The following is a 16,456-nucleotide window of genomic DNA, read 5'->3' as shown; positions in this document are numbered from 1 at the left end:
TGCGCTGCCTCTCATCGGCAGGAGAGCCCTGCCGACAGCATCAGTGGCCTAGCTTGCCCACCCCTGTCATCTGCCTGATGATCGCCTCGACCTGCGCGCGGGCGGCGTCCAGCCCCTGGCCGGTGTCGATGACAAAATCGGCCTGACGGCGCTTTTCCGCGTCCGGCACCTGCTTGGCCAGGATCGACGCCAGTTTTTCCTCCGTCATCCCGGGGCGCGCCAGCACGCGCTGGCGCTGGATCTCGGCGGGCGCGGTGACGACGACGACCTTGTCGACCCGACCGCGGCCGCCGGTTTCGAACAGCAGTGGGATATCGAGGACCGTGATCGATTCGCCAGCGTTACGATGCTTGGCCAAGAAGGCCTCGGCATCGGCGCGGACCAGCGGATGGATGATCGCCTCGAGTTTTTTCAAGGCCGCCGCGTCACCGAACACACGCGCGCCGAGTTTCGCGCGGTCGACCACACCATCCGTGGTGGTGCCCGGAAACGCTTCCTCGACCAGTGGCGCCGCCTTGCCTGCATAAAGCCGATGCACCGTCTCGTCGGAATCGTGGACGGGCACGCCAGCTTCGGCGAACATTTTCGCCGTCGTCGACTTGCCCATGCCGATCGAGCCGGTGAGGCCGAGCACGATCATGGCTTCGGCGCCAGGTCGGCTTCGATCAGCGCACGCAGCTCTGCCGTGACCTGTGGCCTGATGCCGAACCAGTGTTCGAAGCCGGGCACGGCCTGGTTGAGCAGCATGCCGAGCCCGTCGACGGTCTTCAGCCCCCGCTCGCGCGCCGCCGCAAGCAGCGGCGTTTCGAGCGGCACATAGACGATGTCGGTGACGATGGCATGGGCCGGGAGCAAGGCAGGATCGGCGGCGAGACCTTCATTGCCATGCATGCCGATGGCCGTGGTGTTGACCAGCAGGGCGGCGTCCGCCAGCAATTCGCCGGTCGCGGCCATATCATGCGCGGAAACGCCGGCGCCGAAGCGGTCGCGCAATTCCTGCGCCCGGGCAAGCGTGCGGTTAACGATGCGGATGTCGGCGACGCCGCGTTGTTTCAGCGCATGGACCACGGCGCGGGACGCGCCGCCGGCGCCAAGGACCACCGCCGGACCCTTGCTTTCCCAGCCCGGCGCGTGATCGTCGAGATTGGCGGCAAAGCCGTGGCCGTCGGTGTTGCCACCCCACAGCGTGCCGTCCTCGAGCCACAGCGTGTTTACGGCGCCGATCTCCTGCGCTGCCTGGTCGCGGCGCTCGACCAGCGCGAAAGCGGCTTCCTTGTGCGGAATGGTGACGTTGCCGCCGCGGTAGCCATTCGCCTGCAATGTCTTCAGGAATGCGGCAAAGTCCCGGGGCGCGACATCGATCGCCTGATAGCTGCCGTCTATGCCGTGCTTGGCCAGCCAGTAGCCATGAATCCTGGGCGAGCGCGAATGCTTGATTGGATGGCCTGTGACGAAGGCCTTTTTCGTCGCCTCAGCCATCGATCGCCCCCAGCGCGCGAAGTTCCACGAGCAGCGGCAGCAGCGGCAGGCCGACAATGGTGAAATGGTCGCCTTCGATCTTGTCGAACAACTGGATGCCTTCGCCCTCGACCTGGTAGGCGCCGACGCTGGCCAGCGCCTTGACGCCGACACGGGCCAGATGCCGGCCGATGAAGGCTGGGTCGAGCTCGCGCATGGTCATGCTGGCGATACCGACATGCCGCCACAGCACCTCGCCGTCACGGACCAGCACGGCGGCGCTGTTCAACTGATGGGTCTTGCCCGACAACGCCAGCAGATGGCGGCGGGCGCCTTCCATATCGGCCGGCTTGTGGAACACCTCGTCGCCGAGCGACAGCGTCTGGTCGCAACCGAGCACCAGCGCGCCGGCTCGGCGTTCGCTCACTTCGGTTGCCTTGGCTTCGGCCAGCACCAGCGCGACGTCCTCGGGGGAGGCGCCGCTGTCTTGCAAAGGCGCCTCGAGCGCGCGCTCGTCGACATTGGCCGGCACTGCTTCCACGTCGACGCCGGCATCGACGAGCATCGCCTTGCGGAACGGACTCCCGGAGGCAAGGATGATTTTTTCGGTCATGATTCTTTCCCGCACCTGATCGTCATTAAGTTCCTGACCTGGCAGAGAACCGTAGCACTCCAGAGCCATCGTCACGGCATGGATCCTAGGGTCTCCGCGACGCCGCTTCGCGGCTGCTTCGCCCTAGGATGACGAAGGCGTGGTGGCTTCTCGGCCAATCGCGAATGTCGGAGTTCGGCATCTGCGCTGTCGAGTAACGTCCGGCGGCAGATCGCCGACCTCTGAGACTGGCCGAGACAATCATCCCTTCGTCATCCTAGGGCGGAGCAAGGAGCGAAGCGACGCGACGCAGACCCTAGGATCCATGCCGTGACCTTTCGGCCTTTGCAGCGGTGGGTAATAGCGATGCGCCACACGGTTCCAATTACCGCGTCTTCCCCCGCAGGGCAACGATGGCCGCTGCCGTTTCCTCGATCGAGCGGCGGCTGACGTCGATCATCGGCCAGCCATGCCGCGTGCAGATCTGGCGGGCGTAGGCGAGCTCCTCGTTGATGGCGGCCCGGTCGACATAATCGGTGGGCACGTAGGAGCTGCTGTTGCCCAAGATGCGGTTCTGGCGGACATGCGAGATGCGTTCGGCGGTGGCGATCAGCCCGACGATCAGCGGCGTCCTGGCGCTGAGCAGGCTTTCCGGTACCGGCACGCCGAGCACGATCGGAATGTTGGCGGTCTTGATGCCTCTGTTGGCGAGATAGATGCTGGTCGGTGTCTTCGAAGTGCGCGAAATGCCGACCAGGACAACGTCGGCATCGTCCATATTGGCCGGCAGCTGGCCGTCATCATGGTCCATGGTGAAGTTCAGCGCATCGATGCGGCGGAAATATTCGGCGTCGAGAACATGCTGGGCGCCGACGCGCCGGCCGGCCGGCGTGCCGAGATAGGACTGGAAAACGGTAAGCACCGGCTCCAGCACGGAGACACAGGGCAGACCCATCGCGGCGCAGCGCTCGTCGATGCCGCGTGCGAGCTTCTGGTCGACCACCGTATAGAGGATGATGCCCGGCTCCTCCTCTATGTCGTCGAACACTTTCGCCACCTGCTTCTCGGTGCGGATGAGCGGATAGATATGCTCGATGGCGCGTGCATCCTTGTATTGCGCGGAGGCCGCCCGGCCGGCGGCAAGCAGCGTTTCACCGGTCGCGTCGGAAATCAGGTGCAAATGGAAGAAGCTTTGGGGTTTGTTCACAGGGATCACCTGGGGCTGTGGGCGGATGTGGATAAGGTCGGACGGAAAGACCGAGCCGTCGGAGGCGACTGTATCAGATGGCTGTTTGTCCACAATTCGATGCTCTGTAGGCTTCGGCGGGCGACTGGGGACAAGTCTGGGGACCGGTTCTCTTGGCCTTCGGCTGTCCACAGGGCCGGTTTTCCCGCCGTAGCCTAACGCTTTGACTCCAGTGGAGGATTCCAGACTGTCCCCAGAACCCTACAGTCCGGCCTGAGAAGCGCGCGACAATATGCTTGCTGGTCTTTTTCGGGGCAAAGCGGGACAGGTGACAACCACCACAACCAACAGACTCTTAGAATCAGAAGAATCTTAGATATAAGAATATTTGATTAGAAAGAGGCTTGGAGAAGCGAGCGCTCGATGCACAAAAACCGGATCATGCTGGACGTCCTGAAGGGCGAAGCCGTCTTTCCGCCTCCGCTCTGGATGATGCGTCAGGCCGGGCGCTACCTTCCGGAATATCGAGAGACGCGAAGGCGCGCCGGTTCGTTCCTAGACCTCTGCTACGATCCCGACCTCGCCGTCGAAGTGACGCTGCAGCCGATCGAGCGCTTCGGTTTCGATGCGTCGATCCTGTTCTCCGATATCCTTGTCGTGCCGCATGCGCTTGGCCGCGACGTGCGCTTCGAAGAGGGGCGAGGACCGCTGCTGACGCCGATCACACCCACCGAGATCACGGCTCTTGAAAGCAAAACGTTTCACGTGAATCTCGAACCGGTCTACGAGACGGTTCGCCGGCTGCGGGCGAAACTGCCCGACGAGACCACACTGATCGGCTTTTGCGGCGCGCCATGGACGGTGGCGACCTACATGATCGCCGGTCATGGAACGCCCGACCAGGCGCCGGCACGGCTGTTTGCCTACCGGGAGCCGGTGGCGTTCAGGCAGTTGCTGAAGGTGCTTGCCGATCATTCCGCCGCCTATCTGATCCGCCAGATCGAGGCGGGTGCGGATGTGGTGCAGATATTCGATTCCTGGTCCGGCGTGCTCGACGATGCGTCTTTCGACCTATTCTGCGTCCAGCCGGTGGCTGAAATCGTGCGGCAGGTTCGGGTCGTTCATCCTGATATTCCAATCATCGGGTTTCCCAAGGGAGCCGGCGCCCGCTACCGGACCTATCGTGAGAAGACCGGAGTGACGGGGCTGGGGATCGACTGGACGGTGCCCCTGGAGGCGGCGAAGGATTTGCAGCGCTCGGGTGCGGTTCAGGGCAATCTCGATCCGTTGAGGCTGGTGGCTGGCGGCAAGGCCCTGTCCGATGGTGTCGAGGCGATACTGAAGGCGTTGGGCGACGGACCGCTGATCTTCAATCTCGGCCACGGCATAACGCCTGAGACGCCGATCGAGCATGTCGAGGCGATGGTGAAACTGGTGAGGAGCGCGACCCGCTGATGGCCCAGTCAAACAAAAGCCGCGCTAGCGTTACGAACAGCGCCGGCCAGGCGATGGTGCGCATGATATCGGGCATTGCCATGCTGCTCGTTCTAGCGGCGCTTTTGTATTTCGCAGCACCCGACAGTTTCTATCCTTGGGCTAAGGCGATCCATATCCTTGCCGTCATCTCGTGGATGGCCGGCATGCTCTATCTGCCGCGGCTGCTGGTCTACCACGCGGACGCCGAGAAGGGCTCTGTCCAGTCGGAGACCTTCAAGGTGATGGAGCGGCGCTTGCTGCGCGGCATCATCAATCCGGCGATGATCTTGACCTGGGTGTTCGGGCTCTGGCTCGCCTGGAAAGGCTTTGCGTTCCAGGGCGGCTGGCTGCACGCCAAGATCGGCGCTGTGCTCTTGTTGTCCGCCGTTCATGGCTATCTCGCCGGTGCGGTGCGCAAATTCGCCGAGGACCGCAACGAAAAGCCAGCGAAGCACTGGCGAATCGTCAACGAGATCCCCACATTGCTGATGATCGCCATCGTCATCCTGGTTGTCGTCAAGCCGTTCTAAGGCTTTTGTGGTCTCACAAAACGCAGCTTGCTCTTTCACCCGACCGACGATAAAAGACGGGTCTTCCTTCCCGTCATGCGCCGCCCGTCATTGCTATCGGCCGCGCCCGGCATTTGTCGCATTCGCCGATATTTTTCCCAAAGCTTACCCAGACTCCATCTGTTCAAGGTCCGTCTATGCAAGAAATGAAACTCGCCGAGTTCAAGAACAAGAAACCGCCAGAGCTGATCGCCTATGCCGAATCGCTCGAGGTGGAGAATGCCAGCGTCATGCGCAAGCAGGAGTTGATGTTCGCAATCCTGAAGAAACTGGCCGCCCAGGACATCGAGATCATCGGCGACGGCGTGGTCGAAGTCTTGCAGGACGGTTTCGGCTTTCTGCGCTCGGCCAATGCCAACTATCTGCCAGGTCCCGACGACATCTACATCTCGCCGTCGCAGATCAGGCGCTTTTCACTGAAGACCGGCGATACGGTCGAAGGGCCGATCCGCAGCCCGAAAGAGGGCGAGCGCTATTTCGCGCTGCTCAAGGTCAACACAATCAATTTCGACGATCCCGAAAAGATCCGTCACAAGATCCACTTCGACAATTTGACGCCGCTCTATCCGACCAAGCGGCTGAAGATGGAAATCGACAATCCGACCTCCAAGGATATCTCGCCGCGCGTGATCGACCTGGTGGCGCCGATCGGCAAGGGACAGCGCGCGTTGATCAACGCGCAGCCGCGTACCGGCAAGACGGTTCTGATGCAGAACATCGCCCACTCGATCACCGCCAACCATCCGGAATGCTATCTGATCGTGCTTCTGATCGACGAGCGGCCGGAGGAGGTGACCGACATGCAGCGCTCGGTGAAGGGCGAGGTGATCTCCTCCACCTTCGACGAGCCGGCGGTTCGCCACGTCCAGGTCGCCGAGATGGTCATCGAGAAGGCCAAGCGGCTGGTCGAGCATGGCCGCGACGTCGTCATCCTGCTCGATTCGATCACCCGCCTCGGTCGCGCCTACAACACCGTGGTGCCGTCCTCCGGCAAGGTGTTGACCGGCGGCGTCGACGCCAATGCGCTGCAGCGGCCGAAGCGCTTCTTCGGTGCCGCCCGCAACATCGAGGAAGGCGGTTCGCTGACCATCATCGCCACCGCGCTGATCGATACCGGCAGCCGCATGGACGAAGTCATCTTCGAAGAGTTCAAGGGCACCGGCAACTGCGAAATCCAGCTCGACCGCAAGGTCGCCGACAAGCGCATCTATCCGGCCATGGACATTTTGAAGTCGGGCACCCGCAAGGAGGACCTGCTGGTGCCGCGCGCGGACCTGCAGAAGATCTTCGTGCTGCGCCGCATCCTGGCGCCGATGGGAACCACCGACGCGATCGAGTTCCTCATCGACAAGCTGAAGCAGACCAAGACCAACGCGGACTTCTTCGATTCGATGAATACGTAAGGGGCTTCGTTAAGACTGTCGGCTGATCGCGGACGTTGGCGCTGCCCCTCATTGCCCTGCCGGGCATTTCTCCCCGTATAGTGACGGGGAGAAAGAAGCCCGCACCGATGATTTCGCCAATTCCAACGTTGCAGAAAAAGGCGGGGAGGCTGCGTCCGCCCTCCTCTCCCCGTCACTATACGGGGAGAGGATGCCGGCAGGCAGGTGAGGGGCAGCACCAACGCTTGGAAGTGTCTGGCGACGTAGACCTGAGACGGTCTGCCAGTATCTGGAGCTTGCCTATTACCGGCGCAGGAGCTGCTCGAACTCTTCAGAATCCGTCACCACCGGCAAACACACCTGCCCAGTGCAGAGCCAGGCGCCCGGACTGTCGGTCGGCGGCAGGATTCCGCCGGGCAACACGGATCGATTCGCTTCCGAACCGATTGCCACTGAAATATCCACCCTTCGCGGATCCGGATTTCGATTCGCGATCGGAACAAGCTGCGGATCTTCAGGATCGTCCACCAGCACAAGCTTCAGCGGCTCGATCGCCATCGCGCAGGCATTGACGATGCCGGCTTGGCCGTAAGCCTGGTGCGCCGCCCGACCGGCGGCATGTTCGGCGACTTTCCAAGCCTTTTCCTGGAGTTCAAGATCGCCGGTGACAGACGCGAGCCGCACGAGTGCTTCGACAATCTGGCCGTTGGCCGAAGGAATGGCCTCGTCGACGTCGCCCCTGATGCGGATAGGCACGTCGGTGGCGTCGGAGGCAGTCAGATAATAGCCGGCCTTTTCGGGATCGGCGTGCCAACGGTCGAGTTGCCCGATGAACTGGCCGGCCCGATCGACATAATTCCAGTCGCCGGTCGCTTCGAACAGCGAGATCGCCGCATTGGTCATTGCGGCGTAATCGCTCGACAAGGCAGGAAACAATTTCCTGGCGCCGAGCATCGAATGCGGCAAGCGGTGATCGCGGCAGGCGGCGCTGATATGGGCAAAGGCCTTTGCAGCCGCGTCGATCCAGTCCTTCCGGCGAAGCGACCGGCCAGCTTCGGCAAGGGCTGCGATCATCAGGCCGTTCCAGTCGGTGAGGGCCTTTGCATCGAGGCCTGGCCTGGCCCGCTCCTCCCTGACGGCCAGAAGTCTTGCCTTCAGGGGGACAAGCCGCTCGTGATCGACCACACTTTGGGCTTGCTGAGCGCGGGTTTGATGGAGAACCGGCTTGCCCTCCCAGCCATGCGGGCTGGACAGCGTGAAGTACTTGAAAAATAAAGACGATTCGTCGCCAAGAGCGGCGTCGACCTCTTCTCTGCTCCAGGTGTAGAAGAGCCCCTCCTCGCCGTCGCTGTCGGCATCGAGGCTGGCGGCAAAGACGCCGCCGGCGACACGCATTTCGCGTAGCAACCAGTCGACAGTGTCTTCGATTCGCCTCCGGAACAAATCATTGCCGCTTGCAGCATAGGCCCAGTTGCAAAAGCGGATGAGCTGGGCGTTGTCGTAGAGCATTTTCTCGAAATGCGGCACCAGCCATTCGGCGTCGGTCGAGTAGCGGCTGAGGCCACCGCCAACGTGATCATAAATGCCGCCGCTCAGCATCCGTTCGAGGCCAAGCAGCACGGCATCGCGGTGCGTGGCGTTGCCGTCGCGCAGCCAGGACAGCCAGAGTGTCTGCATGAACGGCGCGTTCGGGAATTTCGGCGCGCCGCGCAGGCCGCCGAGGTCCCTATCGATCATGCCATCAATGCCCTTGGCAAGGTCGGCCAGCGTGCCGGGGTCGAGTACCGCTCTTGCGTGCGAACCAGCAAGCCGGGTCTCGACATGGGTGGCCAGGCCGTCCGCGCTCTGGTTGAGGCTCGCTCGCTTCTCCCGCCAGGCCTTGTCCACCGCTTCCATCACCTGGATGAAGCCGGCGCGGCCGTAGCGTGGCTCGCGCGGGAAATAGGTGCCGCCCCAGAATGGCTTGCCGTCCGGCGTCAGGAACATGGTCAACGGCCAGCCCCCTTGCTCGCCCATGGAGGACAGTGCCGCCATATAGATCTGGTCGATGTCGGGACGCTCCTCGCGGTCGACCTTGATATTGACGAACAGACGGTTCATGACGGCGGCGACGTCGTCGTTCTCGAAGCTTTCGTGCGCCATGACATGGCACCAGTGGCAGGCGGCATATCCGACGGAAAGCAGGATCGGCCGGTCCAGGGTCTTGGCCTCGTCGAGTGAGGCTGGTGACCAGGCCCGCCAGTGGACGGGATTGCCGCTGTGCTGCTGCAGGTACGGGCTGGCTTCTTCGGCAAGCAGGTTTTGCGCGGGCAGCGTCACAATAGGCAAACTCGGTTTCACACTGTTGAACGAGGAAGGCTAGGGCGGTTCGGTAGGTCGGGCAAATGATTTCAGGCGATTCGATCGTTGCTCTTTCGAGCGGCAGGCTTCCCGCGGGCGTGGCCGTCCTGCGCATCTCCGGCCCACAGACTCGATTCGTCATCGAAACGATTGCGGGTGGGATGGTTAAGGACCGCACCGCGGTTCTGCGCAGGCTGCGCGCGCCGGATGGAACCGTGCTCGACAACGGTTTGGTTGTTTTCTTCCCCGGCCCAGCCAGTTTTACCGGCGAGGATGTGGGGGAACTCCACGTCCATGGCGGGCGCGCCGTGGTGGCCAGGATGCTGGAGACGGTCGCGGGTTTTGACGGCGTCAGGCATGCAGAACCCGGTGAATTCACGCGTCGCGCCTTTCTCAACGGCAAGCTTGACCTGGTGGAAACCGAGGCGCTGGCCGATCTCGTCAATGCCGAGACCGAAGCGCAGCGGCGCTTTGCCATTCAGAATGCCGACGGCGCCCAGAGCGAACTCTACCTGGGCTGGCGAAGACGGCTGATACATGCCCGCGCCATGATCGAAGCCGAGATCGATTTTGCCGACGAGGACGACGTGCCCGGCTCCGTTTCGGATGCGGTCTGGTTTGATGTCAGGGCGATGATCGGCGAGATCGATCGGCACATTGCTGGATTTCGTGCAGCCGAAATCATCCGCGACGGGTTCGAGGTCGTCATTCTGGGTGCTCCGAATGCAGGCAAGTCGAGTCTGTTCAATGCCTTGGCTCGGCGCGATGCCGCTATAGTAACGGATGAACCGGGAACGACCCGTGATCTGCTTGAAGTGGTACTTGAACTCGAGGGCGTGCGCGTTCGGCTGACGGATACCGCCGGGCTGCGTGACGAGCCCGGCAAGGTCGAGGCGATCGGCATCGAAAAGGCGAAGGCCAAGGCGCATGGCGCCGATCTCTTGCTGCTGCTCCAGGACGCTGCGGACCCCAGGGACATTGGTTCACTGCCGGTCGCAGCCCCGGCTTTGCGTGTCGGCACCAAGCTCGATTTGTTGGACGGGCGAGCGGCGCAGGCCGCGGCAGAACGCTACGACCTCGTGATTTCCGTCAGGGACGGCAGCGGTGTGGAGCAGCTGCTGGCGGATATTGGGCAGCGGGCGGCGCGTGCCGCAGGGAGCGTCGGCGATGTCCTGCCGTCGCGACTTCGGCATGTCGAACTGCTTGGCGAGACGAACCGCCATCTCCATCGTGCTGCAGGCGATCAGGCTGTTGGACAGGAATTGCGCGCCGAGGAGTTGCGGCTGGCCGCCGACAGGCTCGGCCGGATCGTTGGCGCCGTCGACGTCGAGGATCTGCTGGACGTGATTTTCGCGCAGTTCTGTATTGGGAAATGACTCACGTGAAACAGCCGCGGTGCACCGGGAAGGGCTCCTGTGACTCACGTGAAACAGTCGCGGACGTTGGCGCCGCCCCTCATTGCCCTGCCGGGCATTTCTCCCCGTATAGCGACGGGGAGAAAGAAGCCGGTCGCAGGCTCTACGCACCTTTTACGATGCTGGTCATTGGCGAAGCCGGCAATGAAAGCGCCCTCTCCCCGTCACTATACGGGGAGAGGATGCCGGCAGGCAGGTGAGGGGCGGCGCTAGCCAGGATGGTTGCCTCCGTGCGGTTCGGCGCATTGACTCACGTGAAACATGGCGGCAGGGCGTGCCGGCGTTGTTTCACGTGAAACGAGCGGCGGAGTTTTCTTGACAGCGCCGCCTTGCGGGCACATGTGTCGCTCATCCTTTTGAGTCCGGGAAATTTCGAAATGACCGATCACTATGATGTGGTTGTGGTGGGCGGCGGCCATGCCGGGTGTGAGGCGGCCAGCGCTGCCGCGCGCGCCGGTGCCCGGACCGCGTTGGTGACGCTGCGCTTCGACACAATCGGCGTGATGTCGTGCAACCCGGCGATCGGCGGGCTCGGCAAAGGCCATCTGGTTCGCGAGATCGACGCCATGGATGGCTTGATGGGCAGTGTGGCCGACGCGGCCGGCATTCAGTTCCGCCTGCTCAACCGACGCAAAGGCCCGGCGGTGCGCGGCCCGCGCACGCAGGCCGACAGAAAGCTCTATCGCCTCGCCATGCAGCAAGCGATTCGGCAGCAGAACGATCTCGACGTCATCGAGGGCGAGGTCCTGGACTTCGAGATCGACGACGGGCAGATCGCGGCTGTTCTCCTGGCCGATGGTCGCCGGCTCGCCTGCGGTGCCGTGGTTCTGACGACCGGAACTTTCTTGCGCGGGCTCATCCATATCGGCGAGAAGAAGATCGTCGCCGGCCGTATGAACGAGCAGGCAAGCAATGGGCTATCGGCGACGATGGGCCGCGTCGGCTTCAAGCTCGGCCGACTGAAAACCGGTACGCCGCCGCGGCTCGATGGCCGAACCATCGATTGGGCATCGCTGGAGAAACAGGCGGCGGATAAGGATCCCGTGCCGTTCTCGCTGATGACCGACCGCATCGAGACGCCACAGATCGATTGCGGCATTACGCGCACGACCGCGGCCACGCATGAGTTGATTCGTCTCAATCTCGGCCGGTCGGCAATGTATTCGGGTTCGATTGAAGGGGTGGGACCGCGCTATTGTCCGTCGATCGAGGACAAGATCGTCAAGTTCGGCGACAGGGACGGGCACCAGATCTTTCTCGAGCCGGAAGGGCTCGACGACGATACCGTCTATCCTAACGGCATTTCGACCTCCTTGCCTGAGGAGGTTCAGCTCGACATTCTGAAAACCATTCCCGGGCTTGGGCGCGCTGTCATGCTGCAGCCCGGCTACGCCATCGAATATGATCATGTCGATCCGCGCGAGCTGCACCCGACGCTGGAGGCGAAGCGTCTCGGCGGGCTGTTCCTTGCGGGACAGATCAACGGCACGACCGGCTACGAAGAAGCGGCCGGGCAGGGCCTGCTTGCCGGTCTCAATGCGGCGCGGCGGGCGGCGGGAAGCGAACAGATCGTGCTCAGCCGCACCGAAGCCTATATCGGCGTGATGGTCGACGATTTGACCAGCCGCGGCATCAGCGAACCTTACCGGATGTTCACCTCGCGGGCCGAGTTCCGGCTGTCGCTGCGAGCCGACAATGCGGATGAGCGGCTGACGCCAGTGGCGGCCAGGCTGGGGATTGCGTCGGTGCAGCGCATGCAGCGCTACGATGGCGCGATGCAGCGCCTCGACGAAGCACGCGAGTTGGTGAAATCACTCGCCATGACCCCCAATGAAGCAGCGCGGCACGGACTGGAGATCAATAAGGACGGCGTGCGCCGGACCGGCTATGAGCTGCTGGCCTACCCAAACGTCGACGTGGTCTGGCTGGCGGGCATCGAGCCGAAATTCGCCGGGATCGACTCCAAGACGGCAGAGCGCCTCGAAACGGAAGCGAAATATTCGGTCTATCTCGATCGCCAGAAGACTGATGTGGCGCAGATCCGGCATGAAGAGAGCCGCCTAATTCCGGAGACGGTCGATTTCTCAGGCGTGCCCGGCCTGTCCAACGAATTGAAGCAGAAGATGCAGGCGCGGCGGCCGCGCTCCATCGCCGATGCGCAGCGCATGGAGGGCATGACACCGGCAGCGCTGGCGATCATCGTCGCGCATGTCCGCCATGCCGAAAGTGCGCGTAGTGCCGGTGAGCAGAGGGACGTTGCGTGAGCTCTGTCTCTTGGAGGAACCTGCAGAACGCGGCCGGCCCGGTTTCACGTGAAACATTCGATCGCTTGGTGGCGTTCGAAGAGATGTTCCAGAAATGGAATCGCAGCATCAATCTCGTTGCGCAATCGACAGCGGGGGATGTCTGGCAGCGGCATATCTTGGACAGCGCGCAGCTCGCGCGCATCGAGCCGACCGCTACGATTTGGGTCGATATCGGCTCGGGTGGCGGATTTCCGGGCCTGGTCATGGCCTTCCTGCTTGCCGAACGCGCCGGCGCCGCCATCGATCTGGTTGAAAGCAACCGCAAGAAAGCGTCGTTTCTGCAGGCCGTCATTGGTCAATTCGGCTTGCCGGCGCGGGTCGTGGCGCGTCGCATCGAAGACAGCCATGCGCTTGTTTCGACACCGCAAATCGTCACGGCACGGGCACTGGCGCCGCTTTCGACCTTGCTGGATCTGGCGGCGCCCTGGCTGATGTCGGGTGCGCGCGGTCTGTTCCATAAAGGCCGGGATTACCGCGCCGAAGTGCAAGAAAGCGTTCACCGATGGTCTTTCGATCTGGTAGAACATCCAAGTGTGACCGACGCCAGCGGCGTCATCCTCGAACTGTCTGACCTGCGACCCGTCTGATTTGCGTTTGGCGACCCAAAATGAATTTCTGGCATAGACCTATGATGAAGAATGGCCCCCGCATCATCACCGTAGCCAACCAGAAGGGCGGCGTCGGCAAGACGACCACCGCCATCAACCTGGCCACCGCTCTGGCGGCCATCGGCGAGAAGGTGCTGATCGTCGATCTCGATCCGCAAGGCAATGCCAGTACTGGTCTCGGCATCGACCGCAAGGACAGGACTGTCTCTTCCTACGACGTGTTGACCGGCGAGCTCGAGCTCGAAGCCGCGGCCATTCCGACGGCCGTGCCCGGTCTGTCGATCGTGCCCTCGACCCTCGACCTGCTTGGCATCGAGATGGAAATCGCCTCGGCACCGGACCGGGTGCTGCGGTTGCGCAACGCCTTGCGCGCCGCGTCGGCGCGTTCGGCTGGTTTCGGCTATGTGCTGATCGACTGCCCGCCGTCGCTCAACCTCCTGACGCTGAATTCGATGGCGGCCGCCGATTCGGTGCTGGTACCGCTGCAATGCGAGTTCTTCGCACTGGAAGGCCTTAGCCAGTTGCTGGAAACCGTCGAGCAGGTGCGCCGCTCGATCAACCCGGATCTCACCATCCAGGGCATCGTGCTGACCATGTATGACGGCCGCAACAATCTCGCCAACCAGGTGGTGCAGGACGTGCGCGAGCATATGGGCGACAAGGTCTACGAGACCATCATTCCGCGCAATGTTCGGGTGTCCGAAGCGCCGTCCTACGGCAAGCCGGCGATCCTCTACGACCTCAAATGTTCGGGCAGCCAGGCCTATTTGCAGCTGGCATCGGAAGTGATCCGCCGCGAGCGAAAATTGCGCGCCGCTTGATCAGGCCGGGCTGCATAGACCGGAAATCCGATTCGATACCGAAACGACCTGAAGTCAGCTAACTGGAATCGTTATGAGCGAAGACCTTTCAAGAAAGAGACTGGGCCGCGGATTGGCAGCGCTGATCGGTGAGATCGACCGTCCGGCCGCACCGGAAAAACCTGGGATGAGCGCCGACGGCAAGGTGCCGATCGAGTTCCTCAGCCCCAATCCGAAAAATCCGCGCCGGCATTTCGGCGACGCCGAGCTGACCGATCTGGCGCAGTCGATCCGCGAGCACGGCGTGGTCCAGCCGGTGGTCGCGCGGCCTTCGCCGGGACAGGCCGGCCGCTACGACATCATTGCCGGCGAGCGGCGCTGGCGTGCGGCACAGCGCGCCGGGTTGACCGAGATTCCGGTCATCGTCCGCGAGGTCAACGACCGCACCGCGCTCGAGCTGGCGATCATCGAAAACGTCCAGCGCACCGACCTCAACGCCGTGGAGGAAGCGCTTGGATATCAGCAGCTCATCGACGAGCACGGCTACACGCAGGCCGATCTCGGCCAGGTGATCGGCAAGAGCCGCAGTCATGTCGCCAACACTTTGAGGCTGTTGAAGCTGCCCGACGTGATCCGCGACATGCTGGTCGACGGGGCGCTGTCGGCCGGCCATGCCCGCACGCTGGTGACGGCGGAGGACCCGGCCGGCCTTGCCAAACGCATCGTCGAAGAAGGGCTTTCCGTGCGCCAGGCCGAAGCGCTGGCGCAAATGCCGGCCAACGGCGGTGCGAAGGAAACCCGGCCAGCCGCAAGCCCGGAAGAAAAAGACGCCGACACGCTGGCGCTGGAAAAGATGATGACCGATACGCTGGGCATGCTCGTGTCGGTCGACCACAAGGGCAAGGGCGGCACGCTGCGCGTCGCCTACCGGTCGCTGGAGCAACTCGACGAACTGTGCCGGCGGCTGAGGCAGGAACGCTAGTCGGTTGAGGCGCTTCGTATTTAGCCGGCAAATTAAGTTACGGTTTAAGATTGAGAACGATAAAAGGGCTGGCGGTTGCCGGCCCTTTCTTTCTGCGGCGCTGATGTTTGGCGACGGCGTCGGAGCTGCCGATCTCCCCCCTCGTGGGGGGAGATCACGCGCTTCACCTTTGCGCCAGCCGGCTGCTCTCGACCGCGATCCCAAGCAGCGCTTGTCGCGCCAGGGCGACTGAAAGATCCGGTCGCCGCCGCGTCTGCAGCACGGCAGTCTGCAAGCGCGTCAGCGCTCGTCCCAGCGCCTCGACGCTCCAGCGCTCCAGCGCCCTCTCCACCAGTTTACGCCGCGAGAAAAAAACCGGCGGACGGGCGCCGGCAACCGCGGAGGCGGCGTTGCGGCCGCCCGACTCCATCTGGCCGCGCATGACCTGGATCTGCTGCAATTGGCGCATCGCCGAAGACAGCACCAGGAAAGGCGGACCGCCGGACTGGCAGTGGCGGGTAAAGGCGGCGTCGAAATCGCCGATCTTGCCTTCGAGAAGCGCGTCTACGGCGTCATCGAAAGAGGCGCCGGACACGTCGCCCGACATCGCCTTGACCTCCTCCAGGCCGATCTCCTTCTGGCCGTGCGCGTAGAGAACCAGCTTTTCGATCTCGCCGCGCGAGGCCAGCCGATCGCCGCCGAGATTGCGGCGCAGCGCCTGCCGTGCCTCCAGCGTCATCGACATGCCGGCCTTGCGCAGCTCGTCATCGATGACGGTGTCGATGTCGCGGGCTTCATCGGCGTAGCAAGGCAGCGCCATGGCAGTGTCGGCCGCCTCGACCACGGCGCGCAGCCCGACGCCCTTCTTCAGGTCCCCGGCCTCGATGAGAATGATCGCATCCCGCGCGGGTTCCGCTGTCAGAGCCTTGACGTCGTCGGCCAACGCCTTCTGGCCACTTGCATTGCGCACCCACAAAAGGCGCCGGTCGGAAAACATCGGCACGGTGCGGGCCTCGTCGAGCAGCCGGCCCTCGTCGCGGTCGACCTCCGAGCCGTCCAGCCGGACCACCGAGAAGGGATCGTCGAGCGGCAGGCCGGTCGCGACGGCAAAGGCCTTGGCGCGCTCGGCGACGAGGCCGCGGTCAGGGCCATAGAGCAGGACGATAGAAATGCGCGGATCGGGCTTCGCGAGCCAGGAATCGACCTCGTATGCTTTCTTCTGTGCCATGGTGGGTGGTTAGCATGATGTGGCGTCGGGGTGAACGTTTTTCAGCTTGGGTTCGCCAAACCAGGCGCCCCACCTCTCCCTCCGGAGGGGGGAGAGGTGGCGCTGCGCAGCAGCGACGGAGTGGGGGAAGGCGCT

General features: G+C 63.1%; 14 protein-coding genes. 8 read left to right on the top strand and 6 right to left on the bottom strand.

Annotated features, from left to right (window positions below; translation table 11 throughout):
* Positions 1 to 40 precede the first annotated feature (40 nt).
* The 4 genes from coaE to NKJ26_RS07045 all read right to left on the bottom strand — a co-directional run bounded on the left by coaE (position 41) and on the right by NKJ26_RS07045 (position 3,257).
* Complete coding sequence (coaE, locus tag NKJ26_RS07060; RefSeq protein ID WP_352694720.1) at positions 41 to 640, bottom strand: dephospho-CoA kinase; 600 nt, start codon at positions 638 to 640, stop codon at positions 41 to 43.
* Positions 637 to 1,479, bottom strand: a complete 843-nt coding sequence (locus NKJ26_RS07055) for a shikimate dehydrogenase (protein WP_352694719.1) — start codon at positions 1,477 to 1,479, stop codon at positions 637 to 639. The genes coaE and NKJ26_RS07055 overlap by 4 nt, the downstream gene beginning before the upstream one ends.
* Entirely contained in the window at positions 1,472 to 2,071 is a 600-nt protein-coding gene (locus NKJ26_RS07050; protein ID WP_352602650.1) for a Maf-like protein, read from the bottom strand. Before NKJ26_RS07050 ends, NKJ26_RS07055 begins: the two co-directional genes overlap by 8 nt.
* 364 nt (positions 2,072 to 2,435) lie before the next feature.
* Positions 2,436 to 3,257, bottom strand: coding sequence for a pyruvate, water dikinase regulatory protein (locus NKJ26_RS07045; protein WP_352602648.1), 822 nt, complete (start codon positions 3,255 to 3,257; stop codon positions 2,436 to 2,438).
* Positions 3,258 to 3,659: 402 nt separating this feature from the next.
* Here NKJ26_RS07045 and hemE point away from each other — a divergent pair, with 402 nt between their 5' ends.
* From hemE to rho, 3 genes are all read left to right on the top strand, one after another.
* Positions 3,660 to 4,691: a uroporphyrinogen decarboxylase gene (gene hemE, locus NKJ26_RS07040; protein ID WP_352602646.1), complete on the top strand. Its 1,032-nt coding sequence runs from the start codon at positions 3,660 to 3,662 to the stop codon at positions 4,689 to 4,691.
* Positions 4,691 to 5,242, top strand: coding sequence for a protoporphyrinogen oxidase HemJ (gene hemJ, locus NKJ26_RS07035; RefSeq protein ID WP_352602644.1), 552 nt, complete (start codon positions 4,691 to 4,693; stop codon positions 5,240 to 5,242). Before hemE ends, hemJ begins: the two co-directional genes overlap by 1 nt.
* Before the next feature lie 176 nt (positions 5,243 to 5,418).
* Positions 5,419 to 6,684 (top strand): transcription termination factor Rho, encoded by a 1,266-nt coding sequence (gene rho / locus NKJ26_RS07030; protein WP_027027181.1) that lies wholly within the window; start codon positions 5,419 to 5,421, stop codon positions 6,682 to 6,684.
* Between the two features lie 282 nt (positions 6,685 to 6,966).
* Here rho and NKJ26_RS07025 read toward each other — a convergent pair whose 3' ends face one another.
* Positions 6,967 to 8,982 carry a thioredoxin domain-containing protein gene (locus tag NKJ26_RS07025; protein ID WP_352694896.1) on the bottom strand — a complete coding sequence of 672 codons (2,016 nt, stop codon included), beginning with the start codon at positions 8,980 to 8,982 and terminating at the stop codon, positions 6,967 to 6,969.
* Positions 8,983 to 9,047: 65 nt separating this feature from the next.
* Between NKJ26_RS07025 and mnmE the strand changes: the two genes are divergently transcribed.
* The 5 genes from mnmE (at position 9,048) to NKJ26_RS07000 (ending at position 15,114) form a co-directional block, all read left to right on the top strand.
* Entirely contained in the window at positions 9,048 to 10,379 is a 1,332-nt protein-coding gene (gene mnmE, locus NKJ26_RS07020) for a tRNA uridine-5-carboxymethylaminomethyl(34) synthesis GTPase MnmE (protein WP_352694718.1), read from the top strand.
* A gap of 416 nt (positions 10,380 to 10,795) precedes the next feature.
* Positions 10,796 to 12,682 carry a tRNA uridine-5-carboxymethylaminomethyl(34) synthesis enzyme MnmG gene (mnmG, locus tag NKJ26_RS07015; RefSeq protein WP_352694717.1) on the top strand — a complete coding sequence of 629 codons (1,887 nt, stop codon included), beginning with the start codon at positions 10,796 to 10,798 and terminating at the stop codon, positions 12,680 to 12,682.
* Entirely contained in the window at positions 12,679 to 13,311 is a 633-nt protein-coding gene (gene rsmG, locus NKJ26_RS07010) for a 16S rRNA (guanine(527)-N(7))-methyltransferase RsmG (RefSeq protein WP_352694716.1), read from the top strand. Before mnmG ends, rsmG begins: the two co-directional genes overlap by 4 nt.
* A gap of 41 nt (positions 13,312 to 13,352) precedes the next feature.
* Entirely contained in the window at positions 13,353 to 14,153 is an 801-nt protein-coding gene (locus NKJ26_RS07005; protein WP_080680503.1) for a ParA family protein, read from the top strand.
* 73 nt (positions 14,154 to 14,226) lie between these two features.
* The gene (locus tag NKJ26_RS07000; RefSeq protein ID WP_352694715.1) at positions 14,227 to 15,114 is read left to right on the top strand and encodes a ParB/RepB/Spo0J family partition protein; all 888 of its coding nucleotides are present in this window, start codon (positions 14,227 to 14,229) and stop codon (positions 15,112 to 15,114) included.
* Between the two features lie 163 nt (positions 15,115 to 15,277).
* On the opposite strand, the gene holA is transcribed toward NKJ26_RS07000, so the two are convergent.
* Entirely contained in the window at positions 15,278 to 16,321 is a 1,044-nt protein-coding gene (gene holA / locus NKJ26_RS06995) for a DNA polymerase III subunit delta (RefSeq protein WP_352694714.1), read from the bottom strand.
* Positions 16,322 to 16,456: the final 135 nt, after the last annotated feature.

The organism is Mesorhizobium sp. M0152, assembly GCF_040322415.1.
Lineage (GTDB): Bacteria > Pseudomonadota > Alphaproteobacteria > Rhizobiales > Rhizobiaceae > Mesorhizobium.
Note: the sequence above shows the minus strand (reverse complement) of the source record. Positions and strands in the feature narration are given on the sequence as shown.